This is a genomic window from Salinimicrobium tongyeongense (assembly GCF_026109735.1).
GTDB classification, from domain to species: domain Bacteria; phylum Bacteroidota; class Bacteroidia; order Flavobacteriales; family Flavobacteriaceae; genus Salinimicrobium; species Salinimicrobium tongyeongense.
Genome location: NZ_CP069620.1, coordinates 102,033 through 128,997, shown reverse-complemented (window position 1 = coordinate 128,997; position 26,965 = coordinate 102,033). Strand labels below are relative to the sequence as shown.

12 protein-coding genes and 2 pseudogenes are annotated in these 26,965 nt (G+C 38.6%); 7 read left to right on the top strand and 7 right to left on the bottom strand.

Features of this window, described 5'->3' with window-relative positions; translation table 11 throughout:
- Window positions 1-152: 152 nt before the first annotated feature.
- Window positions 153-1,178: pseudogene (locus tag JRG66_RS00545) on the bottom strand (IS481 family transposase); the annotation flags it as partial.
- Between the two features lie 1,132 nt (window positions 1,179-2,310).
- On the opposite strand from JRG66_RS00545, the gene JRG66_RS00540 reads away from it, so the two are divergent.
- The 6 genes from JRG66_RS00540 to JRG66_RS00515 all read left to right on the top strand — a co-directional run bounded on the left by JRG66_RS00540 (window position 2,311) and on the right by JRG66_RS00515 (window position 13,801).
- A complete protein-coding gene (locus JRG66_RS00540; protein WP_265163786.1) occupies window positions 2,311-3,441 on the top strand; it encodes a sialidase family protein in 1,131 nt (376 codons plus the stop codon).
- Between the two features lie 65 nt (window positions 3,442-3,506).
- Window positions 3,507-5,168 (top strand): beta-N-acetylhexosaminidase, encoded by a 1,662-nt coding sequence (locus tag JRG66_RS00535; RefSeq protein WP_265163785.1) that lies wholly within the window; start codon window positions 3,507-3,509, stop codon window positions 5,166-5,168.
- 86 nt (window positions 5,169-5,254) lie between these two features.
- Window positions 5,255-6,784 carry a sialate O-acetylesterase gene (locus tag JRG66_RS00530; protein ID WP_265163784.1) on the top strand — a complete coding sequence of 510 codons (1,530 nt, stop codon included), beginning with the start codon at window positions 5,255-5,257 and terminating at the stop codon, window positions 6,782-6,784.
- A 211-nt stretch (window positions 6,785-6,995) separates the two neighbouring features.
- A complete protein-coding gene (locus JRG66_RS00525; RefSeq protein ID WP_265163783.1) occupies window positions 6,996-8,474 on the top strand; it encodes a Gfo/Idh/MocA family protein in 1,479 nt (492 codons plus the stop codon).
- A 119-nt stretch (window positions 8,475-8,593) separates the two neighbouring features.
- Window positions 8,594-10,645 (top strand): sulfatase-like hydrolase/transferase, encoded by a 2,052-nt coding sequence (locus JRG66_RS00520; protein ID WP_265163782.1) that lies wholly within the window; start codon window positions 8,594-8,596, stop codon window positions 10,643-10,645.
- A 27-nt stretch (window positions 10,646-10,672) separates the two neighbouring features.
- Window positions 10,673-13,801, top strand: a complete 3,129-nt coding sequence (locus JRG66_RS00515) for a glycoside hydrolase family 2 TIM barrel-domain containing protein (RefSeq protein ID WP_265163781.1) — start codon at window positions 10,673-10,675, stop codon at window positions 13,799-13,801.
- Window positions 13,802-14,107: 306 nt separating this feature from the next.
- Here the strand turns inward: JRG66_RS00515 and JRG66_RS00510 are convergent, their stop codons facing one another.
- The 4 genes from JRG66_RS00510 to JRG66_RS00495 all read right to left on the bottom strand — a co-directional run bounded on the left by JRG66_RS00510 (window position 14,108) and on the right by JRG66_RS00495 (window position 20,807).
- Window positions 14,108-15,922 (bottom strand): DUF4091 domain-containing protein, encoded by a 1,815-nt coding sequence (locus tag JRG66_RS00510; protein WP_265163780.1) that lies wholly within the window; start codon window positions 15,920-15,922, stop codon window positions 14,108-14,110.
- 74 nt (window positions 15,923-15,996) lie between these two features.
- The gene (locus tag JRG66_RS00505) at window positions 15,997-17,223 is read right to left on the bottom strand and encodes a glycoside hydrolase family 27 protein (protein ID WP_265163779.1); all 1,227 of its coding nucleotides are present in this window, start codon (window positions 17,221-17,223) and stop codon (window positions 15,997-15,999) included.
- 213 nt (window positions 17,224-17,436) lie between these two features.
- Entirely contained in the window at window positions 17,437-18,738 is a 1,302-nt protein-coding gene (locus JRG66_RS00500) for a DUF3472 domain-containing protein (RefSeq protein ID WP_265163778.1), read from the bottom strand.
- A 77-nt stretch (window positions 18,739-18,815) separates the two neighbouring features.
- Complete coding sequence (locus tag JRG66_RS00495) at window positions 18,816-20,807, bottom strand: beta-N-acetylhexosaminidase (RefSeq protein WP_265163777.1); 1,992 nt, start codon at window positions 20,805-20,807, stop codon at window positions 18,816-18,818.
- Window positions 20,808-21,072: 265 nt separating this feature from the next.
- Here JRG66_RS00495 and JRG66_RS00490 point away from each other — a divergent pair.
- Window positions 21,073-22,098, top strand: a pseudogene (locus tag JRG66_RS00490) (IS481 family transposase); the annotation flags it as partial.
- Window positions 22,099-22,327: 229 nt separating this feature from the next.
- On the opposite strand, the gene JRG66_RS00485 reads toward JRG66_RS00490, so the two are convergent.
- Entirely contained in the window at window positions 22,328-23,923 is a 1,596-nt protein-coding gene (locus JRG66_RS00485) for a RagB/SusD family nutrient uptake outer membrane protein (protein WP_265163776.1), read from the bottom strand.
- A 9-nt stretch (window positions 23,924-23,932) separates the two neighbouring features.
- Window positions 23,933-26,944, bottom strand: coding sequence for a SusC/RagA family TonB-linked outer membrane protein (locus JRG66_RS00480; RefSeq protein WP_265163775.1), 3,012 nt, complete (start codon window positions 26,942-26,944; stop codon window positions 23,933-23,935).
- Between the last annotated feature and the right edge of the window lie 21 nt (window positions 26,945-26,965).

The window sequence follows — 26,965 nt, the reverse complement described above, 5'->3', positions numbered from 1 at the left end:
CTTTTGGAATAAACCTGATTTAGGGGCTCGTTTGGAGCCCCTTGACCATTCCAGTCGTCAGGCAAGTTATTCCTGACAGGTTGGTCTCCACCAGAGCCTGTTTCCGCTTTACCTGCCTTTAATAAAGGTACGAGTTTTTCCGATTGTAAATCCAGCATTTTTTCATCAGCCAAATGTTTGCTGTCGAGCAAAGTTTGCATCGGAGTTTTTCCAAAACAATGTTTTCCGGAGTGGGTTCTTTCATTGTTATAGTAGTTTAACCAATCATCCAGATCAGCTTGTATCTCCTCTATGGAGGTGTAGATCTTTTTCCTAAAGGTAATGGCGTAAAACTCATCCTGAATCGTCCTGTGGAAGCGTTCACAGATTCCGTTGGTTTGCGGGCTTTTAGCCTTGGTCTTTGTATGATCTATATCCTCGATAGCCAGGTAAAGTTGATATTCGTGGTGCTCTCTATGGCCACAGAATTCTGTGCCTCTATCGCTTAATATTCTTAAAAGTCGCAGGTCTTGCTCTTCGTAGAAGGGTAACACCCGATCATTTAGCATATCAGCAGCTACAAGAGCATTTTTACGATCATAAAGTTTAGCATGGGCTACTTTGCAATACGTGTCAATGAATGTTTGCTGATAGATTCTTCCAACTCCTTTGATGGTTCCTACATAATAGGTATCCTGAGCTCCAAGATAGCCGGGGTGGTGGGTTTCTATTTCTCCATGGGCTTTCTTTTCTTCTTTCGCTTTCTCCAAGGCATTTAGTTGAGCATCAGTCAACACCAGTCCATCCTGGGCCATTCTGGCTTCTAAGTACTTCAGCCTTTTTTTAAAAGTCTCCAGATCATTGCGTAACCATACACATCGAACACCTGCTGGTGAGATAAAAATTCCTTTCTTTTTGAGTTCATTGGAAGCGCGAAGTTGTCCAAAAGCAGGATAATCAAAAGCAATCTGGATTGCTGCTTTTTCTGTTTCTTCTTCAATCCTATTCTTAAGATTTGGCCTTCTTCTATTGAGCTCTCGTAGTGCTAACTCACCTCCCTGGTCATAAAGTTCTTTAAAGCGGTAAAAACTATCCCTGCTATAACCAAAGAGTTTACAAGCCTGGGACACGTTTCCTAATTGTTCTGCTAACTGTAATAAACCTACTTTAGATTTAATTACCTTTGCTTCTGTATTCATTCTGACAGTTTTAAGGGTTAATGTTTTTTGTTTCAACTCTTTAAATATAATCCTTAACTGTCAGATTTTATCGTGTCTATTTCAAATTAACACTAGTAAATTTTTCATTTTGGTTTGATTAGATTATTAACAGTTTTAAACTTATTCTGGTCATTACTACTTTTTGTGGCTAGTTGTAATCTTGTTTTTTATTGAAAGCTAGCTATAAAGTATTATATTGATTTCAGTTATTTAATATGAACAGGGTTCTATCCCCCAAGTCAATTTTTTAGTTATAATCTGTCATTCATAAAATATGTCTGTTAGGCTAATTATTGTTTTCCCCCGAGTGCCACTTTGAGAATTTGTTCTCATAAACTCTTCATGAAAAATTTATCCTTATCTTGTTTATTTTATTTCCAGATTTCAGGAACTGGTACAGTCTGCCTTTTGATTTTTCTATCATAGGTGCTTTACTAATAATCTACCTTTTCTTATTAATCTTTTCTGAAAGTAGATGCACCATTACCGTATTATGAAATTTAGTTTTTATGAAACCTTTTGATTTTATTTACGTTACCTTTGCTAATATATGTTTTTGATTGTTATTTCAAAAATTATAAAATTAATTTTTTTAGTTTTTTTAATTTTTTTATTAAAGAATTGGATGTAGCTGCTATATATTTGGAAAAACTAAGCGGAAGTAGATTTAAATATTGGGTAAGACAATGACTTTAAATTTGACAGAACTATGTTTTTTAAATTAATCATGAGTTTCTTTTATATGGAAATTTATTACTTATATGTATAGGGGTTGTTTCTTCGTAAAACCTTTATAAAATGGTGCTTACAGTGTAAGTATTCAATATGTATCGGCTATGCCATTGTGCTGGGATGATCAAAATGAGGTTGTTCGAAAGCTTACTTTTGGCCAGAAGGGTGAATTTTATACTTCTGTTGAATAACTTTTATAAAGATTAGTAATTCTCCACATGTAGAATTCGAAAGTTAAAATGAAAAGGAAACATAAGAATTTATTTAAAAATTAACTTTATTTTTAATCTTAATGTTATATTTGAGCTTGTGAATTTTACCTAAGGCTAAATTGAGATTTTACTGTTGTGAATTCATAGCCTACATATAATCTTCTACAATGAAAAAAAATCTACTCATTTTTGTTCTTGCTGCCTTTTGCGGCTGCAATTCATCAAAATCACCCAAGACATCGCTGAAACAAAATCAGAAAGAACTGTTGTTTCATGATCTTTTTAATGCAGAAAACGACCCGGGAATAGCCTGTTATCGCATTCCTTCAATTGTTACAGCTCCCAATGGGGATTTAATTGCTGCTATTGACGAACGGGTGCCCTCCTGTGCCGATTTGCGCGGTAGTGGAGATATCAATATAGTACAGCGCAGAAGTACCGACAATGGTAAAACCTGGGGAGAAATAGAGAGGGTAATAGATTTTCCGGAAGGTAAATCAGCTTCAGATCCTTCCATGATTGTAGATGAAGAAACAGGTGAGGTGTTCTTATTCTACAATTATATGGATCTTGAGAATGAAAAGGATGTCTATTATTTACATGTTCTTAAGAGTGCAGACAATGGTGAAACCTGGACCAAACCCCGCGATATCACTTCTTATATAGCAAAAGAAGAATGGCATAATGATTTTAAATTCATAACCTCTGGACGAGGCATCCAAACACAGGATGGAAGGTTACTACATACATTGGTTAGGCTTAAGGAAGGGGTGTATCTCTTTGGTAGTGATGACCATGGTGAAAACTGGTTTTTAATTGATTCACCTGTGAAGCCTGCCGATGAATCTAAAGTTATTGAGCTAAGAAATGGAGATTATATGATAAATTCCCGCGTCAATACAGGGGACGGCCATCGTTATGTTCATGTTTCAAGTAATAAAGGGAAGACCTGGGATACAAAAACCGAAAAAGTTCTTGTAGACCCCGGGAACAATGCCAGTATTCTTAGATATACTTCTGTTAATGATGGAGATGATAAAAACCGTCTTCTGTTTTCTAACTCAAACGATGCAGAGGCACGTAAGAATTTGACGGTGAGAATAAGTTATGATGAAGGTAAGAGCTGGAGTGAAGGTAAAACCGTATATGCTGGTGGTGCTGCATATTCATCATTGACAATTCTAGAAAATGGTGAAATAGGAGTATTTTTTGAAAAAGATGATTATAAAGAGAATGCCTTTACGAGCTTTTCTTTGGAGTGGTTAACTGATGGTGAAGATAGTATTAAAAAGAAATAAATAAATTAATAAAAGAATCCAATGTGTTGGTAAACCTAAATTTAAAATTTTTAAAGTTGATAAATATGAAAAAAATTTTACCATTCCTGTTTCTTACGATTCTGATTAGTGCATGCGAAACAGGAAAATCTTATACCGAATATAAAGATGTAGAAAACACTCCCAAAGATTATTCTGTCATCCCATTACCTGTAAGAATGAATACAGCTCCCGGTAGATTTGTAATTGACGAGCATACACGTATAGTTGCTTCCGATTCTCTAGTTCCAGAAGCTAATTTTCTATCTCAATTACTATCTGGGGCATCAGGATTTAAGTTGGAAACAGTAACTTCTGGTAAGGCTGGTGATCATGTTATTATTCTCAAATTAGATTCTGAAATACAGGAAGAAGAAGGATATAAGCTAAGCGTTACTTACGATCAAATAAAGATTTCAGGGAAAACATCTCAAGGGGTTTTCTACGGAATTCAATCTTTGCGATTGTTAATGCCCGCAGAAGCAGAAGTGGCACAAGTGACAGATCTCACAATACCTGCTGTAGAAATAGAAGATGCTCCCAGGTTTTCTTACCGTGGGATGCACCTTGATGTAGCTCGTCATATGTTCCCATTAGAATTTATTAAAAAATATATAGATCTACTTGCGCTGCATAAAATGAACCGCTTTCATTGGCATCTTACCGAAGATCAGGGCTGGCGAATTGAGATAAAAAAGTATCCAAAACTTACAGAAATAGGTTCAGTAAGAAAAGGAACTATGGTAGAAAAAAATTGGGACGAACATGACGGAAAAGAGTATGGAGGTTTCTACACACAGGAAGAAGTAAAAGAAGTGGTTGCCTACGCCGCAGCCCGGCACATTACAGTAATTCCTGAAATTGAAATGCCTGGACATGCCACAGCAGCTTTAGCTGCTTATCCTGAATTTGGTAACAATACAGGACCTTATGAAGTAGAAACAAAATGGGGGGTGTTTCCCACAATTTTTGCTCCTAAAGAAGAAACTTTTAAGTTCCTTGAGGATGTACTCACCGAAGTTATGGATTTGTTTCCCAGTGAGTACATTCACATAGGTGGTGATGAAGCTCCTAAAACAGAGTGGGAAGAGAGTGAGCAGGCACAGGCGGTTATTAAGAGGGAAGGTTTAAAAGATGAACATGAGTTGCAGAGCTATTTTATAAGCCGCATTGAAAAGTTTCTTAATGAAAATGGAAGGCAAATCATAGGTTGGGATGAAATTCTTGAAGGTGGTTTGGCGCCTAATGCCACCGTTATGTCCTGGAGAGGTTCTAAGGGAGGTATTGAGGCAGCCAGGCAGGGTCACGATGTTGTGATGACACCTAACGATCATCTCTATTTCGATTACTACCAGTCTAAAAACGAAGATGAGCCTCTTGGCATAGGCGGCTTTGTGCCTGTTGAAAAAGTGTATTCTTTTAACCCAGTTCCCCAGGAACTTTCTGAAGAAGAAGGAAAGCATATATTAGGAGCCCAGGCAAATTTGTGGACAGAGTACATAAAAACTACCGATCATGTAGAGTATATGGTATTACCAAGGCTGACAGCTTTAGCCGAGGTCAACTGGACTCCTGTTGCGAAAAAAGACTGGGGGAATTTTTTGTCCAGGTTAAAGGTGATGAAAGAGCGATATGAAGCCCTTGACTATAATTATGCAGCTCATGTGTTCGAGGAAGATCAAAGTTTAGATGACGATACTCAAGAATAAGAAAAAATAGTTTAGAGTGAGTGGAAACTCCTGTTCATTATAGTGTCAGACTTTATTGAGCAGGAGTTTTTTAATTTCCTGAGAATATGATGATCAACATGAAAGAGCTTTTAAAAAAAATGTTTGTCATAATGGCATTTTTGATACACCAGCAATCCGGCACTGCTCAGATCGTAATGCCTAAAATTTTTTCAGATAATATGGTGCTGCAGCGTGATGAGCCATTGATGATTTGGGGGAAATATCTGCCTGGAGAAACTGTGCAGGTCAAGTTTTCTTCATTAATTGAAGAAGTCGAGGTACAATTAGATTCGTCCTGGCAGGTGTACTTCCCGGCCCATGCTGCTAGTTCCTCCCCTCAGCTTCTATCAATTTATACAAAATCTGACTCTTTGGAATATTCTAATGTACTTATTGGAGATGTTTGGTTATTGGCAGGTCAGTCCAATATGGAGTGGTCATTAGGTCAGGAGGAGCATTTCGAAAGTGAAAAAGAGCAGCTTGCTGGTCCACAACTCCGTTTTTATAATCCTCAATACGTAGGTAAAGGTATTTATGCGCAAAAATATAATGAGGAGGCTCTTGAAAAATTACAATCTACTGCCTTTTTTGAGGGCAGTTGGGAAGAAAGTGGAATGCCGCATGTGGCAAAGTTAAGTGCTATAGGATATTATTTCGGAAAAGAAATCCTTCAGCATGAGAATATTCCGGTGGGCCTTATAAATCTGTCTATAGGTGGAGCTCCAATTGAAGCTTTTATTTCGGAAGAAACTTTAGAAAAAGATCAAAGGTTTTATAAAAAAGTCTCAGGAAATTGGCTTGATAATGATGAACTACCGGTTTGGATTAGAGAAAGAGGAGGGCAAAATGTAGGAGGTATTGCCGTTCATGTTGGGAAGACAGGGCCTAACCATGCCTATAAACCGGGGTTTATATATGAATCGGGAATTAAGCCAATTTTAAATATGCCCATTAAAGGTGTTTTATGGTATCAGGGGGAAAGTAATGCCCAGGAGATTGCACGGGTTTTTGAATATCCGCAGTTGCAAAAGTTATTGATAAAAGATTATCGGAAAAAATGGAAGCAAGAAACACTGCCTTTTTACTGGGTTCAGCTTTCTTCCATAGATACATTAAACTATAGATCTCAATATTGGCCGTTATTTCGAAACCTACAACGGCTTTTGCTTGAAGAGGTGAATTATGGAGGAATGGCTGTAAGTAGTGATGTGGGAGCTGAGAATGATGTGCATCCGCGAAATAAAAAGGTAGTGGGGGAGAGACTTGCTCGTTGGGCTTTACATCAGGATTATGATCGTAATATAGAAGTTTCAGGTCCTCTGCCTATTGATGCAAAATATTCTGCAGGAAAGATTAAGATAACTTTTGAACATACTGCAGATGGCCTTATGACATTAAATGGTGAAATGGTTAAAGGTTTTTCATTAAACGGAAAGCATCCTGTGCCAGCTACTATTGAAGGAAGTAAAATAATTATTCAAACCTCACAAAAACCTGAAACAGTGTATTATGGTTGGCAGCCCTATTCCACGGGGAATCTCATGAATAGTGAAGAGTCACCTACTTCAACTTTTCAAATAACTGTTGATGATTAAGAGTAATTAAAATTTAAAAGCACAATAAAAGTGATTAAACATATTAAAATAAGGTTACGAAAAATAAAATTCTTTATTTTTTCTTTTGTTATTTAATTTTAACTTTCAAAATCGAATATTTTAATACTTTTTTATATTTTTGAGAATGAAGTTTATTAGTTAGTCTCTTTCTTCAGAGGAATTAAATCAACAAGAAATTAAAATATCTATTATGAGTGCAGATCGCAGATCTTTTTTAAAAAATATGGCCCTTGGGTCGGGTGCTATTGCTACAGGCGCATTTTTAACATCCTGTGCCAGTGAAGAGAAATTAGCTAAGATTAAAGCGGCTGCTAACAGACAGCCTAGTATGAATTTTAATATGTCTGGTTATGCTGCACCTGCTCTTGATACTGTGAGGGTTGGAATTGTGGGGATTGGAGACCGGGGTGCTGGTGCTGTTGAACGACTCACTTATATTGAAGGGGTAGAGATTACTGCACTTTGTGATACCCGGCAGGCAGCTGTTGATGGAGGACAGGCACTACTGCAAAAAGCAGGTTTGCCAAAAGCCGCTGAATATGTAGATGGGGAAAAAGGCTATATAGAAATGTGCCAAAGCGATAACATAGATCTCGTGTACATAGTTACTCCCTGGGAGTGGCATATACCTATAGCTCTTGAGGCTATGGAGAACGGAAAACATACAGCTGTAGAAGTTTCTACGGCCAGAACTTTGGATGAATGCTGGCAAATTGTTGAAACTTCCGAAAGAACCCGAAAGCACTGTGTAATCCTTGAAAACTGCTGCTATGACTTCTTTGAGTTAATGACTCTCAACATGGCAAGACAGGGCGTTTTTGGAGAACTTATACATGGAGAAGGTGCGTACATTCATGATCTTGACTACTGGCATTTTAACCGGCCTCAGGATCATAAAATGACCGATGGTGCTTACGATAATTACTGGCGCCTAGAGGAAAATAAACGTCATGCTAATGTATATCCTACCCACGGATTGGGACCTATTTGTCAGGCGATGAATATCAACCGCGGCGATAAAATGGATTATCTCACCTCAATTATGAGTGATGACTTTACATTAAGTAGAAGAATTGAAGAGGAAGCTGAAGAGAACCCTGCTTTAAAGCAATTTGTGGGAGCAAATATGAGAGGGAATATGGATATTCAGCTCATTAAAACAAATAAGGGGCGTACTATTATGATTCAACATGACATTAGTTCACCACGACCTTATTCCCGTATACACATGTTAAGTGGTACAAAGTGTTTTGCTCAAAAGTGGCCTTTAAAGCATATCGCATTTGGACATGAAATTGCCGATGCAGATAAAATGAAAGAACTTGAAGAAAAATACACTCCTGAAATTGTGCGTAAAGTTGGAGAAATGGCCAAGAAAGTGGGCGGCCATGGAGGGATGGACTTTATGATGGACTGGAGGCTTATAGACTGTCTTAGAAACGGCCTGCCTATGGATATGGATGTATATGATGCAGCTGCCTGGAGCAGTATTACTTCTCTAAGTGAATGGTCTATTGCCAATAAATCTAATTCTATTGAAGTACCCGATTTTACTCGCGGGGCCTGGAAAACAAATAAACCCGTGAGCCTAACATTAGAAGGCGGTGGTACTACCGGGGTAAGGAATATTGACAGAAAAGAAAAAAGCAGGCAATTGTCTGTAGAATAGATGATTTTTTTCAACTTGCCAAATATTATATTTGCTCCAAACATTCGTCCTTTAAGAGGAAATGTTATTTCTCCCCAGCTATGAGTTTGCGTCAAATCTCCTGCCTAATAATTTTTTTCTTGTGCAATTATGCTATAGGGCAGGAGGTTACTTTAAAAGAGCAACAGCCAAATATTATCTTTATTCTCGTAGATGATATGGGCTATGGAGATGTGGGGAGATTTTTTCAGAATGAGAGAAGACAGCAGGAACCTTCCAGTCCATGGTTGGAGACCCCCGCTCTTGACAAGATGGCTGAAAATGGCGCAATCTTTACTCAGCATTATACTTCGGCCCCTGTATGTGCCCCCTCCCGTGCCTCGTTACTAACTGGCTTAAGTCAGGGGCAGTCAGAGATAAGGGATAACCAGTTTGATAAAGCCCTGCCCGATAATCACACCCTCGGAAGTGTACTGCAGAAGGCGGGCTATCATACAGCTGTTATTGGGAAATGGGGTTTGCAGGGAATAGTTTCCAAAGAAAATGAGAATCCGCAGCATTGGCCGGCATATCCTACAAAAAGAGGATTTGACTACTTTTATGGATATGTGCGGCATAGGGATGGACATGAACATTATCCTGTTGAAGGAATTTTTGGTGGAAGTAAAGAAGTGTGGGAAAATAACAAAGAAGTTAGTGCTGGTCTGGAAAAAGCTTATACAACCGATCTGTGGACCGCAGTTGCTAAAAAATGGATTACTCAAAAAGCTCAAAAGAATAAAAAGCCTTTCTTTCTTTATTTGTCATATGACACCCCTCATGCAGTCTTAGAATTACCCACACAGGCTTATCCCGAAGGAGGTGGATTAAATGGAGGAATACAGTTTCTTGGGACACCAGGTAAAATGATTAACACGGCAAGTGGTACCCCCGATAGCTGGACAGAACCTGTCTATGCCGAAGCTGTGTATGATCATGATCAAAGACCTGAAACAGCTCCCGTTCCCTGGCCGGCTACTTATAAACGTTATGCCACAAGTATTAGGCGTATTGATAGAGCAGTAGGGGATATTATTAAGTTACTGCAAGACCTTGAAATAGATTCTAATACTATTGTTGTATTCGCATCAGATAATGGTCCATCAATAGAGTCTTATTTGCCTGCAGAATATGCTGCTAATCAGGCTAATTTTTTTGATAGTTTTGGCCCTTACAACGGTATAAAACGCGATGTGCTGGAAGGAGGCTTGAGAACCCCATTAATAGTTCAATGGCCGGAAAAAATTGCCAAAAACAGGATTATAAAATCGCCTTCCATTTTTTATGACTGGCTTCCAACCTTTACTGATGCTGCAGGACTTCCGGCACCGGTAAACAGTAACGGAACCTCTTTACTGCCTGCTTTTATTCAAGAAGGTAAGGTACAGCAGGGCAACGTGTATGTTGAATATTTCCAAAATGGCAGTACTCCTGCTTATCCTGAATTTGCTGCCAGTAATCGTGGAAAAGTGAGAAATCAAATGCAAATGCTTCGTGTGGGGGATATGGTAGGTTTGCGTTATAACATTCAATCTCACGATGATGATTTTGAAATATATAATGTAACAGATGATCCTGCACAAAGCAAAAATTTAGCTAAAAGTACATCTTATAAAGGTCTTCAGGAGAAAATGAAAGCTAAGGTGTTGCAAATGAGACGCATTAACTCTTCAGCACCACGACCATATGATTCTGTACCGATACCTTCAGTAAAAGGAACAAGAAAGAAAAAAGGTCTGATCTGGAAAAGCTATGATGGGAAATACCCATGGTTACCCAAAACAGAAGATTTAAAAGTTGCAGCAAAAGGAACTGTAAAGGAGCCTAACTTTAATGAGATAAAAGAAATGGGACATGATATTTTTCTTTTTGAAGGCTTCTTAGACATTCCTGAAGATGGTAAATATGAGTTTTATTTAAATGCGAACAGTAACTACTTCTTAAAGTTGCACGAGATCAACCTCATTGATGGAGATCATAATTTTAAAGAAGTTGAAATTCAGGAGGCTCAAATTTTTCTTCAAAAAGGCTTACACCCTTTTAAGCTCTACTACAAAAATAAAAAGAATGAGAAACCTCAACTTGAACTGGAATGGAAAATTCCTAAAGATTCCAAAAATGTCATTTCCAGCAAATATTTTTTCCGAAGCTAACCCCTAATTAAATCAAAATTAACCTCTATGTCCATGCGTTTATTTAGAAGTACTTCAACAATAATACTGGCTTTTTTTGCAGTATTTCAACTTGTGAAAGCACAAGATCGTGAACCCGATCCAATTTTTGAAAACCCGAATGTACAGGCTGAAAACAGACTTCCCATGCGAGCGGCTTATTTTCCATTTGAAAATAAAATACTGGCACAAGAGAGGAATAGAGAACAATCAAATCGCTTCCTCGATTTAAATGGAACATGGAAATTCTTTTGGACAGAACATTACAAAAACCTTCCTGAAAATTTTGAATCGGTAAGTTTTGATGATTCAGGTTGGGATGATTTTAAAGTTCCTGCCAATTGGGAGTTTAATGGCTATGGAACTCCAATTTATGTAAACCATCCTTTCGAATTTGCTGTTAAGAATCCAAATCCGCCATTTATTGAAAATGAAAAGAATCCTGCTGGTATTTACCGCCGGGAAATTGAAATTCCTTCAGATTGGCAGGATATGCCTGTGTTTATTCACCTTGGTGCAGTGAAATCGGCCTTTAGGCTTTATGTGAATGGTGAATATGTAGGTATGGGAGAAGATAGTAAACTGGAATCTGAATATGAACTTACCAAGTTCATAAAACCTGGAAAGAACCAGATCACGATAGAAGTTCGGCGCTGGAGTGACGGTAGTTATTTGGAGGCGCAGGATTTTTGGCGTATTAGCGGGATTCAGCGAAATGTTTATTTGTACGCACGTCCAAAAGTACATTTTTATGACCTGTTTGTTAAAAGTGGATTAACCAATAACTATACTGACGGAGAGTTTTCAGTAGACCTGGAGGTATGGAACCAGACCGATCAAGATCAGGGAGAAAACATCGTGGTAGCTAAACTTTTTGACGCATCTCACAATGAAATTTTTAAAGCAGAACAAAAGACCATTGGGCTTAAAAGGAAATTGGGGAAAACAGTGCTTCAGTTTAAAGAGATCATTCCTAATGTAAAGCAGTGGTCAGCTGAAACCCCTAATTTATATACACTTGAATTAACACTTTTAGATTCCGGAGGTAAGGTGAAGGAGGTGATCAACACCAATGTTGGGTTCAAAACTTATGAAATAGACGGATATCAGTTTTTAGTAAACGGAAAACCTGTTTGGTTTAAAGGTGTAAACCGGCATGAATCCCATCCTGAAACTGCACACGTCATGACACGGGAGCAGATGCAGGAAGACATTCGTATAATGAAAGAACTAAACATGAATGCGGTGAGACTTTCTCATTATCCAAACGATCCTTACTGGTACGAGTTGTGCGACAAATACGGATTTTATGTTATTGATGAAGCCAATATTGAATCCCACGGGATGTATTATGAGCCGGAAAGCACTTTAGGTAACGATCCTGAATGGGAACATGCACACATGTTGCGAATCAAAAGAATGGTAGAGCGGGATAAAAACCATCCTTCGATTGTAGCCTGGAGCCTTGGAAACGAGGCAGGGAATGGGTATAATTTTTATAATGCCTATAACTGGCTTAAAGGATTTGATCCTACCAGGCCGGTGCAATACGAACGTTCTACTACCGAGTGGAATACAGATATTATTGTGCCTCAATACCCCCACCCGGCATCTATGGAGCGTTGGGCACAAAACAATCCCGATCGTCCATACATTATGAGTGAATATGCTCACGCAATGGGGAATAGCCTTGGGAACTTTAAAGAGTACTGGGAAGTTATAGAAAAATATCCTCAACTACAGGGAGGATATATTTGGGACTGGGTAGACCAGGGAATCTATAAAGAGGTAGACGGTAAAAAGATCTTTGGTTATGGTGGAGATTGGGGGGCTGAAGGTACTCCAAGTGACAATAACTTTTTGATCAATGGAGTCATTATGGCCGACCGGTCCTGGAACCCTCATGCATATGAAGTACGAAAAGTATATCAGGAAATAGGTTTTGATTTAAGTGAAGACAATCAAAAGGTAAAAATATTCAATAAGTATTTCTTCAGGGATCTTTCTAATTATGAATTCTCGGTAGAATTGCTCAGAAATGGAGAAGTGGTAAAATCGGAAAAATTAGGAAGTTATTCTGTAGCTCCACGAAACACAATATCTGTTGAAATACCATTTAAGGTGCCTACAGATACATCTGCGGAATATAGATTACATTTTGAGGGGAAGCTAATTAAAAGCGAGGCTTTTGTGGCTCCCGGCACTCTTTTAGCTGAGGCAGAATTTGCTGTTACACCACCTGTTGCTGAAAATCAGGTATTTGAAATTGTAGATTTGAAAGTTGAAGAAAATGGTGACCTGGTAAGCTTTTCAAAAGGTTCCTTTTCAATTAGTTTTAATAAAACAACCGGAAGGTTTTCAGATTATAAATACAAAAGGGATGTCCTCATAGAAAAAGGGCCTCAACTAAGCCTTTTTAGACCCCTGGTTGATAATGATTTTGGAGGAGGACTGAACAGAAAGCTTGATTATCTAAAGCAGCCTGAACTTAAAGTTGTAGAATTTACACATGGTAAAAATTCAGATGGAGCCACTCAGGTTAAAGTTATTTACGACGTGTTACAGGGAGATGCCAGGTTAACACAGGTTACTACAATTTATAATGATGGAATTCTTAGAGTGGAGAATGATTTTGAAGCCATAAAAGGAGATCATGAGATGTTGTTAAAATTCGGAAATGAGTTATTGCTTCCGAAGAAATTTGACACTTTTAGATGGTATGGCCGTGGCCCATGGGAGAGTTATGAAGACCGAAAATTTAGCGCCATGGTTGGCATCTACAAAGGAAGAGTAGAAGAGCAATACCATCCTTATGTAAGGCCACAGGAATCTGGTAACAAAACTGATGTGCGTTGGGCCGAAATTTCAAACGGCCGTAACACAGGTATCAAAGTAAGTTATACTGAAGTCCTGTTGAATGTTTCGGCATTACCTTACACGAAAGAACAACTGTATCCTTCTTCAGAAAAAGGACAGGAACATTCCAGACTCTTGAAAAAAGGGGAACACACCTATCTGGATATAGATCTAAGACAAATGGGTGTTGCTGGAATAAACAGCTGGGGAAGTTTAGCCTTAGAAAAATATCGTATGCCCTTTCAAAATTATAGTTACAGCTATATAATTAAGCCGCTGTAAATTTTTGGTTGAGCAATAATGCAGCCTGTCGGATTTAGACCTTATCTAAATCTGGCAGGCTTTTTTATGTTTAAGAAAAAAGGAGCTATGTATCAATGACTACTGGATTCCCGTATTCTAAATACCTGAAGGAATAGGACACAGGTCCGCTCATGGTCAAGATCAGCCTTTATTTACTGGCTGAACAGGAGAATACATAGGCTTATATCCTCCACAAAATTTGGAGATTAGAGGGAGGTTATGTTGAGGAATTCTTCAGGTGAAAAATGCCATTTTTGACAAACAATTTTAGGTAAATCAGCCATTTTAAAAGGAATTGATTACAAGCTTTGCTTTCTCTATTACTTCGGAAGCTGTTGTCTGGTCAAAGTTATTATTACTGAAAAGATGCAGGATTTCTTCTAATTCTTTAAGGGACTTTTGATTATTTGTATTTCTGAATTCTTCTTTCAAAATCAGAATTTTTTCATACGCCTGAATGCCTGCAAGGAGTTTTTCAAATCTTATGGAAGTCCTTCCACCGGGGTAAACAAAATAGGTGTCTCCCGCAGCCCAGGTAGTAAACCTGCTGTCTAGTAAAGGCTCTTTAACCCAACTTGCATAAGCCCACCGCAGGTAACCGTCAAGATTATTGGCAGCTGCATACCAGCCGTACCATTCGCTTTCGGCCGGTGGGCTAAAGGTAAAACTGTTAGGATAGGCATGGGCGCAGCTGGTATAAAATGTACTAATCTGGCCATTTTTCCGTCGTTCTTCCTTTACTTCCTGTGGAAATGACTCTTCCATCGAAAGGCAGTAGTCATCAATTTCTTCATATAATTCTGGATGGTTTCCACCAGCAAATGAAATCTTGAAATTAGCATCGGCAGTTTTAATAACCTTTATTGTTTCCTGCATCACTTCCATAGGACGCTCGTCCATAGAAATATAGGTTTTGTGGAACCAACCCTTTTCTTTGAGGTGGGCGGCAAAAGAGGTGAGCATTGCCCCCCATATTTCTTCATATTCTTTTTCCCCTGGTTCCGTTTCAACAATTTTCATAGAATTACTGGCTTCATCAAAAAATTCAAAAGATAGTCGCCATGGCACCATGGAATAGCAGTTAATTTGTTTGTCCACGCCCATTCTCATCATAAATTTCACCCACTTATCAAAAGCGGTAAAGCCAAATTCCCATTGCCCATTTATTTTCCGCTTCCAGGTCACCATAGATTGAAAGGGGTCATAGGTTTGTCCGTTCCAGGGTTTATTCATAATAGAGGCAGTAATAGATTTTCCTCCGGCATTGGCGTAATGCTGAATATCTTTTTCCATTGCTTCAAAATGGGCTTTACTCCACAGTTCGGTTTGATAGTAACGTGCAGCAGCGTAAGGGTTTTGCCAAAGATCGAGGTGAAAACGCCATTTTTGGGGAGCTGGTATTTTTCGATCTTTGACGTTAATCTCAATTTTCAGTTTTTTTATGACTTTTTTGCTATCCAATACTTTTAAGGTTCCTGTATAGCTTCCGGGAAAAGCATTTTGAGGGATCCATATTTTTACCCATCCGGGACGGGTAGAATTTTTAGGAATTAAAAGGCTTCTAGTGAGATGATCTATAGGGTCGGCCACAAGAGTAGAATCAAAATCTTTAGCGTTTCTGTGACCGCATGCACCTTTTTTATCTTTATTGAGTTCATCGGTCATTACATAGCGCACAAAGCCTGTAGATATAGTTCTCTGTTCTATTCTCCACTTTTTATTACTGTTATGCACTAAATCGCTCACTTCCAAGGAAAGTTCTAAAGGAGATTTAACTGCCGAAACCACGAGTTGGGCAGATATCCGCTCACCCTTCCACCCGGTCATCTCAATCTTGTTGGAAATATCCCCGACCCTGGCTGGTTCCTCTTTCTTGTAGCGAGTATCAGTATTTCCCCATCCTACTACATTTTGACGCCTATTCTGCCACAAATGCACCGGAGTAGGAATGGGGTTCGAAACTTCAGAGTAAGTCTCTGGAAATTCATCCTGTCCTGTTTTGTTATCGGAAAAATTTTGATCTACAGGATTTTGAGCCCATATTGGAGCATTCAGGAATAAAAATGCAAATACCCACAGAAATGTCCTGATGATGTTCATAACAAGAATTTAGACTTCTATAAAAGAGATATAAATGGAAGTTGTAATTTTTAAACCTGTGATATTAAAGAGTATTATCGACTCAGTTTAAACACTAATGTTTCATGGGGTTGAACCTGGAAATTTAATTTGTCAGTTTTTCCATAACCTTTTTTGCTCCATACATCCAGCAGTTTATATTTTCCGTCCAAACCTAAACTGTCCAGGTTTTTTTTAAATCTTCGTTTTTTTTCAGAAGTATTTAAGATGCCAACTGCATAATTTCCATCGGTTAAAGGTTTCACGAAAACCTGCCAGTTGTCTTTATTAATTACTCTTTTACCCTGTTTGCCCAGTGGATCCTGATCTATGTCTATAATATCTTTATTAGTTAGAATTCTTCGGGTATCATCATCCATATTTCTCACGTCATTGCTTATCATCAAAGGGGCAGCCATAAGAGACCACAGGCTCATTTGGCTTTGATACTCGGTATTTGTGGCACCATGACCGCCCTGATCTCCAGATGGGCCGCTTTTGCCATAAAGCCCCACCACAAGCATATCAGGGTCATTCCATCCTCCCGGACCGGCATACTCATCCAGTTCGGCATTGATTTCCAGAATATCTAGTATTCCATAACCTATACTTTCTTCATGAAGATTGGTGCCTTCGGGAGCGTTTGCACTCCATTTATCCCGAATGTCATAAGTGGTTCGCCACAACTGTCCGCCAGCCTCTTTAGCCCATAGCCATGGCTCTCGCTGTCCCCATTCACATACAGAAAATACGATCTCCCGACCAGAATTTTGCAAAGCATCAGCCATTTTAGAGTACCTTTTCTCGGCAGTTTCTCTATCGGTTGGGGCACCACAGTAATCGTATTTCAAATAGTCAATATCCCATGATGCAAAAGTTTTGGAGTCTTGTTCTTCAAAACCGAGACTAGCTGTGTACCCGGCACAGGTAAGTTGTGCCGCATCGGAATAAATGCCAAGTTTCATTCCTTTGCTGTGAAGGTATTCTGCCAAAGCTTTAATCCCTGAAGGGAATTTTATAGGATCGGGAATAATGTTGTTGCGATTATCACGCCCTCCCTGCCAGCCGTCGTCAATAAAAATATATTCGTACCCCAAATCTACAAGACCTTCTTCTATCATTGCATTGGCAATAGATTTTACATCCTGTTCAGTAATGTTATCGCCAAAATAATTCCAGGTCATGAATCCCATAGGTGGAGTAGGAGCCAACTGGGAGTCCTGGGCACTTGAAAGCAATGAGAAACAGAATACGAGCAGTAGAATAAGGGGTTTAGGTGTCATTTTAAATGTGTTAAGAAGATTAAATACAGGCTGTTCAATATTTTGAATAAGATTTTACAGTTTAGTAAAAACAATTTTTTCTGTATAGAAAATAAAGTTTTTTTGAAAGTTATAATTAATTATTACACAAAGTATCGAAAGATAATAATTTACTTTTTTTGTTATATCTGCTGTAAATTTAAATATTAAATAGGAAAAAAGGGTTCTTAAAACCTACGGAAGATTTTTAAATTTTATTTGAGGAGCAGAACCGTTTTCTTTGCGGCTAAACTCTGTTTCAACTTGAGTAAAGTTGTTGAAAAAGCCACAGTTCTTCAAATAATAGCCTTCGTCAATTTCACCACCTGCATAATCCATCCGGTCTTTTTGATTAGCCGTGGCATCTGCTGTAAAGATGGCCTTGGTGAGTTCTATCCAACCCTTGTCTTTATCATAGATCCACTGGTTTTTATAATGTGCTTTTCGAGCAGTATCACCGGTGGCAGGCACAAAGTTTTCTAAGAAAGAATATAAATTACCAAGGTAATTACTGGCTTTGTGTCTTTTAAATCTGGCGATAAGCTCCCACTCGTCTTTTTCAGGTGTGTAAAAATAGGCGGTATAGACAGTATGATCGGGACCGGCAGGTTCGCCTTTTAAAAGGAAACGGTAGGTTGTTCCTGTTTTCCACATATAGCGTTTAAAACTTTGCCCGCCTGAGCCTTCGTTCCCGAATTCGCCTGTATTTACTCCGTCGCCCTTTTTAAGTAATACTATTTTCTGATCTTCGGGGATCTCATCAGGATCTTGCGTGTCGTAAGGGCTCCATACCGAGAAAAGTATGCGGCGTTCGCTCTCAGAATTTACCTGTATGCCAAAATAGCCGTGAGAAAACCCGTTTGCCATATAATAGGAGCCAATTACATCTTCGCCTTCCGGTACTTCTATTTCATTATAGAAGTACAATGGTTTATCGCTTTCCTCCGGAATAAGGTAGCGGAGGTGTACAGAGGGACCCCGACGTCCAAAATGGAAATTGTCTGTTACAAAATTCACATCGCCTTCTGCAGCTTTTCCTGCTAGTAAAACTTCATTTATATCTACAGAAACATCTGGATCTGGTTGTAATATTTCCAAAATAAGTTCCTGGTACCCGGATTGGGTGATTGGATACTCTCCCAGATAAACATCACCAAAAATGTCATTTTTGAGAGGTATTTTCTTACTTACACCATTTAAAGTAGCCTTTAAAATTACTTTTTCAGAAGAGGTCTTTAAGTGTAAGCCCACACTTAGCTCACCTTGCTCTGAAATCCTGAAGTAGGTCTTTAGAGGTTCGCTGCCGTTCCAGTTTCGGATTCCTTCTTTTGTTATAATTTGATAATCGTGCTGTTCATTGTGGGAAATCCATGAATTTTCACCTGCGGGAATTCGTTGGGTATACTGTACCGGCGTTTCTTTAGAAGATTTCTGATTTTTACAGGAAATCAGGAGAATACTTAATAGAACGATTACTATAAGCTGGAATTTTTTCATTGTAAAGGCGATTATTAGATTATTCAGAAGAAATTGAAATTCATGACTACAATTCATTTTAGATACACAATGGGTAGTCAAAAAGGTCTTTTTTCTTCAAGCTGATTTACTTTAATATTATGGATGATACCCTGAAAAACCGGTTCTATTGGGGAGCCAATGAATTCTAAAGGAATCAAGGTTTGGATGTTTTTACTTCCAATTAATTTTCCATCTGCGTATAAAGTGGTTTTGCCTTTTTCACCCAATATTCTCAGATGAGTTGTTTTGCCGATAGGAATGTTATGTTCAAAAATTATCACATCTGGTTTATGAGAGGTTAGCGGGGTATCTCCTTCTGTTTGATTTGCCCGAACAATGGCAATACCTCTTTTTGTGTATGAGGTGTCATTTTCATTAAAAGTAAATTCTAAATCTGTATAAACTGTGGCTAATTGTGAAGATAACAGTACTTCTTTACCGGGAGAGGAGCTTGTTCTTTTAAGGGTAATTTCTGCAGACCAGGGATATTCTAAATTCTTTAATGTTGTGCCAGTCTCTGTTTTTGAACTTGCAGATAAATCAATTTTATTTTTGCTGAGTATGGTATTTTCATTCGTGAAATACCGTGACAGGATAGAAGTGTTCGGAATTTTTATTAAAGCTGATGCTTTACTATTAAATTCTTCCACCGAGTCGTAGGCTTTTGTTCCCCACATTTTTTCAGAAAAAACATATATAGATGGCAGCGCGAGTCGTGCAATTTCAGAAATATTATATCCTGTGGGGCCAAAGTCGTTCCAGATGTGTAATTTACTTCCCAGGAGATTTTGATCACCTTGTGACAGATTTTGTTCCTCCTGATTACTAAAGATGAGAGGGCTCCATTCTTCATAAATAAATTTATTGTTCACTCCATAATAAGGAGCTCCGGGAACTATGTAGGAGAAATAGTGGGAAGAATTGATTAAACTATATCCTTCCTGGGATTTATCTTTGGCAGCACTGGTTTCCCACATGTCTATGATCACATCATTGTCTATTGTTGTGTTACCTGGCATATTTTCAAATCCCGACCAGATTCGGGCGTTTTTCCCGTGTTTTTTGACAACTGAATTAAAGTGATTTATATATTTTAGGAATGTATCTCCTATTTTAAATTTGAGGGAGTCGTCTTTTATGCTGTTAATGCGATACTCATCTGTACCCAGGTGGAAATCTGGAGCATTAAAGTGAGGAATGACTTCTGCCAGAATTTCTTCCATAAATTCATAAGTATCTTCATTAGTGATATCCAGATAATTTGGGCTTAACCACGGGCTCTTAAGATCGGGACGTATGTTTGTGAAGGCCAGGGAATGTCCGGGAGAATCTATCTCTGGTGTAATCGTAATACCGTAAGAGGCTGCAAAATCCTGAAGTTCCTCAATCTCTTTCCAGCTATAATAGCCATCTTTTGCTGTGAGTTCGGGGTATTTTTTGCTTTCCAGGCGGTATGCACTGTAACCTCCCCAGGAATTATCACTAAGATGTAAATGAAGTTCATTCATCTTTACCCAGGCCATAATCCTTATAAAATCCTTCAATTCATCTACAGTAAAAAACTTGCGGGCCACATCAATCATCAACATACGCTTTTCGTAAGTCGGGAAGTCTATAATTGTGCCGGCTGGAAGTTTACCATTTTGGTTAGCCTGAGAGAATAACTGCAGCAATGTTCTGGTGGCGTGAACCAGGCCATTGTATGAGCCGGCTTTTATAGCGGTATTCATACCCAGTTCTATCTGGTAAGCATCATCTTGAGCATTAATATCCAAATACGCTGTGTCAAATTCCAGATTTAGAACAGAATCACTTGGAGCATCTACAAAAGGAATCCCAAGATTTATCAGTTCAAGTTTAAATCTGTTTAACAGTAGTTGTTCTTTATTATTAATATTAGAAGGCCATTTTGCATGTATTGCATTAAAATGTATTTGACTTCCCGTGGGATTCCAATGTTGGGGTGCAGGAATGATATTTATGGAATTTTGGGCAAGAGCAGAGAAGTGGACTAATGCAACAATAAAAATTAAAGTTAGTTTTTTCATGAAAATAGGGGGAGGGGTTATATAATTAGCTACAGCCTGATACAGGATCTGAGCAACAGAAACAAAATGTAGTAAAAGCCCTGCTAAAATTTCAGCAGGGCATTACAGTAGAGGCTAAAAAATGGCTAATTCAACTAGTTAAATGTTGTACATCTTGTTTCTTTTAAATATTCAAATGAATTGAAATAGACACGATAAAATCTGACAGTTAAGGATTATATTTAAAGAGTTGAAACAAAAAACATTAACCCTTAAAACTGTCAGAATGAATACAGAAGCAAAGGTAATTAAATCTAAAGTAGGTTTATTACAGTTAGCAGAACAATTAGGAAACGTGTCCCAGGCTTGTAAACTCTTTGGTTATAGCAGGGATAGTTTTTACCGCTTTAAAGAACTTTATGACCAGGGAGGTGAGTTAGCACTACGAGAGCTCAATAGAAGAAGGCCAAATCTTAAGAATAGGATTGAAGAAGAAACAGAAAAAGCAGCAATCCAGATTGCTTTTGATTATCCTGCTTTTGGACAACTTCGCGCTTCCAATGAACTCAAAAAGAAAGGAATTTTTATCTCACCAGCAGGTGTTCGATGTGTATGGTTACGCAATGATCTGGAGACTTTTAAAAAAAGGCTGAAGTACTTAGAAGCCAGAATGGCCCAGGATGGACTGGTGTTGACTGATGCTCAACTAAATGCCTTGGAGAAAGCGAAAGAAGAAAAGAAAGCCCATGGAGAAATAGAAACCCACCACCCCGGCTATCTTGGAGCTCAGGATACCTATTATGTAGGAACCATCAAAGGAGTTGGAAGAATCTATCAGCAAACATTCATTGACACGTATTGCAAAGTAGCCCATGCTAAACTTTATGATCGTAAAAATGCTCTTGTAGCTGCTGATATGCTAAATGATCGGGTGTTACCCTTCTACGAAGAGCAAGACCTGCGACTTTTAAGAATATTAAGCGATAGAGGCACAGAATTCTGTGGCCATAGAGAGCACCACGAATATCAACTTTACCTGGCTATCGAGGATATAGATCATACAAAGACCAAGGCTAAAAGCCCGCAAACCAACGGAATCTGTGAACGCTTCCACAGGACGATTCAGGATGAGTTTTACGCCATTACCTTTAGGAAAAAGATCTACACCTCCATAGAGGAGATACAAGCTGATCTGGATGATTGGTTAAACTACTATAACAATGAAAGAACCCACTCCGGAAAACATTGTTTTGGAAAAACTCCGATGCAAACTTTGCTCGACAGCAAACATTTGGCTGATGAAAAAATGCTGGATTTACAATCGGAAAAACTCGTACCTTTATTAAAGGCAGGTAAAGCGGAAACAGGCTCTGGTGGAGACCAACCTGTCAGGAATAACTTGCCTGACGACTGGAATGGTCAAGGGGCTCCAAACGAGCCCCTAAATCAGGTTTATTCCAAAAGTCAAAATGCCTAAAAAAACTCTTAACTGTCAGACGAGATCGGAGCTATTACAAATGAATTATAAAATAAATGGCAAGTTAATATCCTGTATTATTTGGTTTTAAATTGGGGTTTTTATCTATTGCTGCCTGCGGAATAGGTAAGAGATTGTTTTTTGGAGCTTGAAATTGTCGATTTTCAATAAAGTTTGCGGGGAGGTTTAAAGAAACATTGTGATCACCATTTGGTTGTGTTGACTCGAGTACTGTTCCTCTTTTTGTTCCCGTTAGATCTTTATTAAGTGTCTCACTGGCAATATCCCAGCGAATAATGTCATCCCTGCGTAACCCTTCCATAGCAAATTCCACACGGCGTTCGTTTCTTACCAGCTTTCGTAAAGTTTCCTGGGATGAATACTTAGCTCTGTCTACGGCAGGCATATTGGCCCTTAATCGCACTTTATCTAAAGCTTCATATAGTTCATTGTCTATTTGTCCTAACTCTACCTTCGCTTCAGCAATGGTTAAAAGTACTTCGGCATATCTAAAAATATAAATATCATTACCCATATTCCAATACGGTGAACCTGGATCTAAATCCATAAAAGTTGTATACTTTTTAAAATTATAACCAGTTTTAGAAGCATTGTCGGCTGTGTTGTAGTAGTCATTACTGCCTTCTTCTATAGATCGGTACACCTGGTTTGCAAAAACCTGACCTGGATAAACAATCGTTGCTCTCAATCTTGGATCCCTGTTTTTGTATGGATTGGAAGGATCATATTCTCCTGTTTCCTTGGCTTCTTCGATTGTTTTTCCGTCAGCCATTTCAAAGGCATCTACTAATGATTGTGTAGGAACGACTGAAGACCATCCTCCAAGGCCATTGGGCAAAAACGGAGTAAAGTCTAGAGCATAAAAGTCTGCAGTGTGCTGTACCGATAAAATCACTTCGCTGTTTTGTTCATTTGCCGGATCAAAAAGACCTTCAAAAGTTGGGTTTAATGAATAGCCAGATATCTCTTTAGCAGTTGTCAAAGCTTTGCTGTACTCTTTAAAGTAGAGGTAATATCTCATAAGCAATGCTTGAGCTGCGCCCTTTGTAGCTTTACCATATTCTCCTCCGGGATAAGATTCTGGGAGTACTACAATTACATCCTTTAATTCGTCTTCAATAAATTTGCGGATGATCTCCCGGGAATCTCGTGGAACTTTAGCTTCTTCGGGAGTGGCAAAGTTTTCGGTAATCAAAGGTACATCCCCATAGTTTGTAGTAAGTATATAGTAATTATATGCTCTAATAAAACGTACCTGGGCTTTATAAATAGCCCTTTTTTCTTCTGAGACTTCTGTTGCTTTATCTACATTTTCAAGAAATTCATTACTTCGGTTTATGGTGCCAAAATTATAATATGAAGCTCCCGGGTCTGCTGCAGAAAGTTTTCCATTACCTATGTTGGTCCAGCCTTCCCATGGGAAATTATTATATGCGTTATCTGAGCCTGCATCACGGTACATCAGGGAACCTCCACTTTCAAATCCATTATATATTCCGGTGAGTGCCAGCTCTAAATCTTTTTCATTTTTCCAAAAAGTGGAAGGGGAGAGAGCGTCATTTGGTGCTGTTTCTAAAAATGAATCGTCACAAGCACTTAACGTAACTACTATTCCCAGTAAGTATATTATTTTTCTCATGTTTTAAAATTAAAAAGTTAAGTTTAATCCTACCGAATTAGTCATTACGACTGGATAGCTGCTACCACGTCCTGATGGTGCTTCTGGATCCCATCCTTCGAGATAATTTGTAACTGTAAAGAGATTTTGGGCACTGTAATACACTCTAAGGCGTGAGATATTCCAGCGTTCTAAGATATTTTGGGGAATGTTATATCCAATTTGAAGGTTTTTCATCCTCAAGTAATCTGTGCTCCTCAACCAGTAACTTGTTGTTGAGTTTTGTGGCATACTAGGGCCATATATTCCATCTACAAGTCGTGGAACACCAGTGTCGGTATTGGTGGGTGTCCATCTATCTAACCAAATTGCAGATGGTTTTTGGGCATCGCCGTTAACGGCTCCAATAGCATCAAAATCCATATAGCCATAAGCACCTGTTGCACCTTGGAAGAGGGCTAAGAAGTCAAAGTTTTTATATTCCAGGTTTAAATTAAAACCAAAGTTGAAATTTGGTGTTGAGTTACCTAATAGTACCCGGTCATCGGCATTTACTTCTCCATCTCCATTGGTATCAACATACCTTAAATCTCCTGGCTTTATCTGATTGCCATATATTGTGTTGATGGGATAATTATCAATATCTGCCTGACTTTGGTGTAAACCGTCTGTTTTATAGCCGTACCAGGCATCCAGAGATTTCCCTAATTGACGAATTTGGCGTCCACTAATAATTTGATCGGTTCCTGCCAGTTGAACCAATTCATTTTTATTGTAGGCCAGATTTCCGCCAAAGCCAAAATACAGGTCTCCAAATGTATCCCTGTAATTCAGGCTTGCTTCTATCCCTTTATTATCAACTTTTCCAACATTGTCAAAGAAGTTATTTAGAGCAAATTCATTAGGCGCCGGCACTTGCATAATAATACCTTCTGTAAGTTTTTTATAAACATCTACAGTTAGGTCTAGCTTATTAAATATTCGTGTGTCAAGTCCTAAACCATAACTGGTGGTTTTTTCCCAGATTAAGGCTTCGTTTTTTGCATTTATTACGGCAGCACCAGGAGTTATGGTGCTATTAAACGGATAGTCGGTTCCTAATCCTAAGGTAGGAATAGTTGGATAATAATCATCTAAGGCATCCTGATTCCCCAACTGGCCCCATGAGACTCTAAGTTTTAAATCATTAAATATGTTTTTGCCCTTTTCAAAAAATGCTTCTTCTGATATTCTCCATCCTGCTGAGAAGGAGGGGAAAACTCCCACTCTGTTTTCTTCAGCAAATCTGGAAGAAGCATCAGCGCGTAAATTTGCTTCAAGTAAGTAACGTCCATCAAAATCATAATTTATTCGTCCAAACCATGAAACCATATTCAACTCTCTTGTATACCCTGAGTTTTTCATACCATTGGTGGACCCTGCATCTAGATTGGGAAGTTCGGTACTTGGAAAGTTTTCACGATAGGCGGTAGTTCTTTTATAATCAAAAGATTCAGCATGATAACCGGCTAATGCCGCTACATTATGTACTTCATTTAACGTACTAAAATAGTTGGCTGTTAAATCTAATGTGTTACGTGTGCTTGAGCTTAAGTCTTCAAATAATTTTGTTGGCCCATGATATTTCGAAGGGTTGTATTGAATCTCTTTATTCATTTCAGAATTATCAGATTCAACATTTCTATGAGAAACTAACGCTTTTACATTCAGGCCTTTCATTAAATCAACTTGAATTGATCCAATACCTACAAATGTCTTTCTTAGATAGTTTATTTGTGGGCCCATATCCAGCCAGGCTATTGGGTTACCATCTGAAATTGTACCGTAAGTGCCATCTTCATTTTTATAAGGAATCCAGGGGGCAATTCTATTAGCCTGTCTTATTATTTGGTCTATACCACCTCCTACATACGCATTATTAGGTTGTTCACGATCCATTTGAGTGTAAGATAGATTCATGTTTGTAGTAAGCCATTTCTTGGGGATAAGAGTTAAATTAAGCCTTCCATTATATTCGTTCTTTCCAGTATGCTTAATTATACCTTCTTGTTTTTGGTGATTTATTGATGCCCGGTATCTAGTGAAATCAGAACCTCCGGATATTCCAAAGTTGTTGGTGATTACAAAGCCTGAACCTTGATAGAGCAGGTCTTGCCAATCTGTATCTGGATGTCCGAAAGGATCTGAACCATTACGGAATAATTCCAAATCTTCCTCACTGAATTTTGCTGCTTTCCCGCTATTTTCTAACGCCTCATTGTAAAGTGTGGCGTAATCATAAGATCCTAAATAGTCTGGAAGTTTAGTTGGAGACTGCCAGCCAATGTCACTCGAAAAATTGACAGTGGGCTCACCATATTTTCCGGTTTTTGTGGTTATTAAAATCACTCCATTTGCAGCTTTTGACCCGTAAATAGCTGCTGAGGCTGCATCTTTTAATACCGAAATGCTGGCAATATCATTGCTTTGCACGTCATTTAACGAGCCTTCAACCCCATCAATTAAAACCATTGGAGAGGCTTGGTTTAAAGTGCCTGTTCCGCGAATTCTTATAGTCCCGCCATCAGCTCCGGGCATTCCTGAAGATTGCCTCACAGAGACTCCCGGCAGAAGACCCGAAAGACCTGCAGAAACGCTGGTTATAGCTCTGCTTTCGAGCATATCCCCGTCTACAGAAGCAACAGATCCCGTTAGATTTACTTTTTTCTGTGTTCCATAACCCACTACTATAACTTCATCTAAAGCAGCAGCACCTTGCTGGAGCGCGATATCGATTTCGCTTCTGTTGTTAATATTAATTTCCTGAGTGGTGTAGCCTAAGTATGAAATTACTAAAGTTGTGTTGGCGGGAGCTTCAAGTATAAAATTCCCGTCAAAATCGGTCATGGTGCCATTAGTAGTACCTTTTTCAATGATGTTGACACCAGGAATAGGAATTCCAGTGTCCTTGTCTACAACTTTTCCACTTACCTCTACTATATTTTGTCCCAAAATAATAATGGAGAAGAGTAGAAAATAAGTGGTTGCTATGATTTTTTTCATAAGTCTGGTAAGGTAGTTTTT

Bases quoted from the DNA above. Each gene is read 5' to 3' on its own strand.
- JRG66_RS00540 (WP_265163786.1), top strand. From the start codon at position 2,311: ATGAAAAAAAATCTACTCATTTTTGTTCTTGCTGCCTTTTGCGGCTGC.
- JRG66_RS00535 (WP_265163785.1), top strand. From the start codon at position 3,507: ATGAAAAAAATTTTACCATTCCTGTTTCTTACGATTCTGATTAGTGCA.
- JRG66_RS00530 (WP_265163784.1), top strand. From the start codon at position 5,255: ATGATGATCAACATGAAAGAGCTTTTAAAAAAAATGTTTGTCATAATG.
- JRG66_RS00525 (WP_265163783.1), top strand. From the start codon at position 6,996: ATGAGTGCAGATCGCAGATCTTTTTTAAAAAATATGGCCCTTGGGTCG.
- JRG66_RS00515 (WP_265163781.1), top strand. From the start codon at position 10,673: ATGTCCATGCGTTTATTTAGAAGTACTTCAACAATAATACTGGCTTTT.
- JRG66_RS00510 (WP_265163780.1), bottom strand. From the start codon at position 15,922: ATGAACATCATCAGGACATTTCTGTGGGTATTTGCATTTTTATTCCTG.
- JRG66_RS00505 (WP_265163779.1), bottom strand. From the start codon at position 17,223: ATGACACCTAAACCCCTTATTCTACTGCTCGTATTCTGTTTCTCATTG.
- JRG66_RS00500 (WP_265163778.1), bottom strand. From the start codon at position 18,738: ATGAAAAAATTCCAGCTTATAGTAATCGTTCTATTAAGTATTCTCCTG.
- JRG66_RS00495 (WP_265163777.1), bottom strand. From the start codon at position 20,807: ATGAAAAAACTAACTTTAATTTTTATTGTTGCATTAGTCCACTTCTCT.
- JRG66_RS00485 (WP_265163776.1), bottom strand. From the start codon at position 23,923: ATGAGAAAAATAATATACTTACTGGGAATAGTAGTTACGTTAAGTGCT.
- JRG66_RS00480 (WP_265163775.1), bottom strand. From the start codon at position 26,944: ATGAAAAAAATCATAGCAACCACTTATTTTCTACTCTTCTCCATTATT.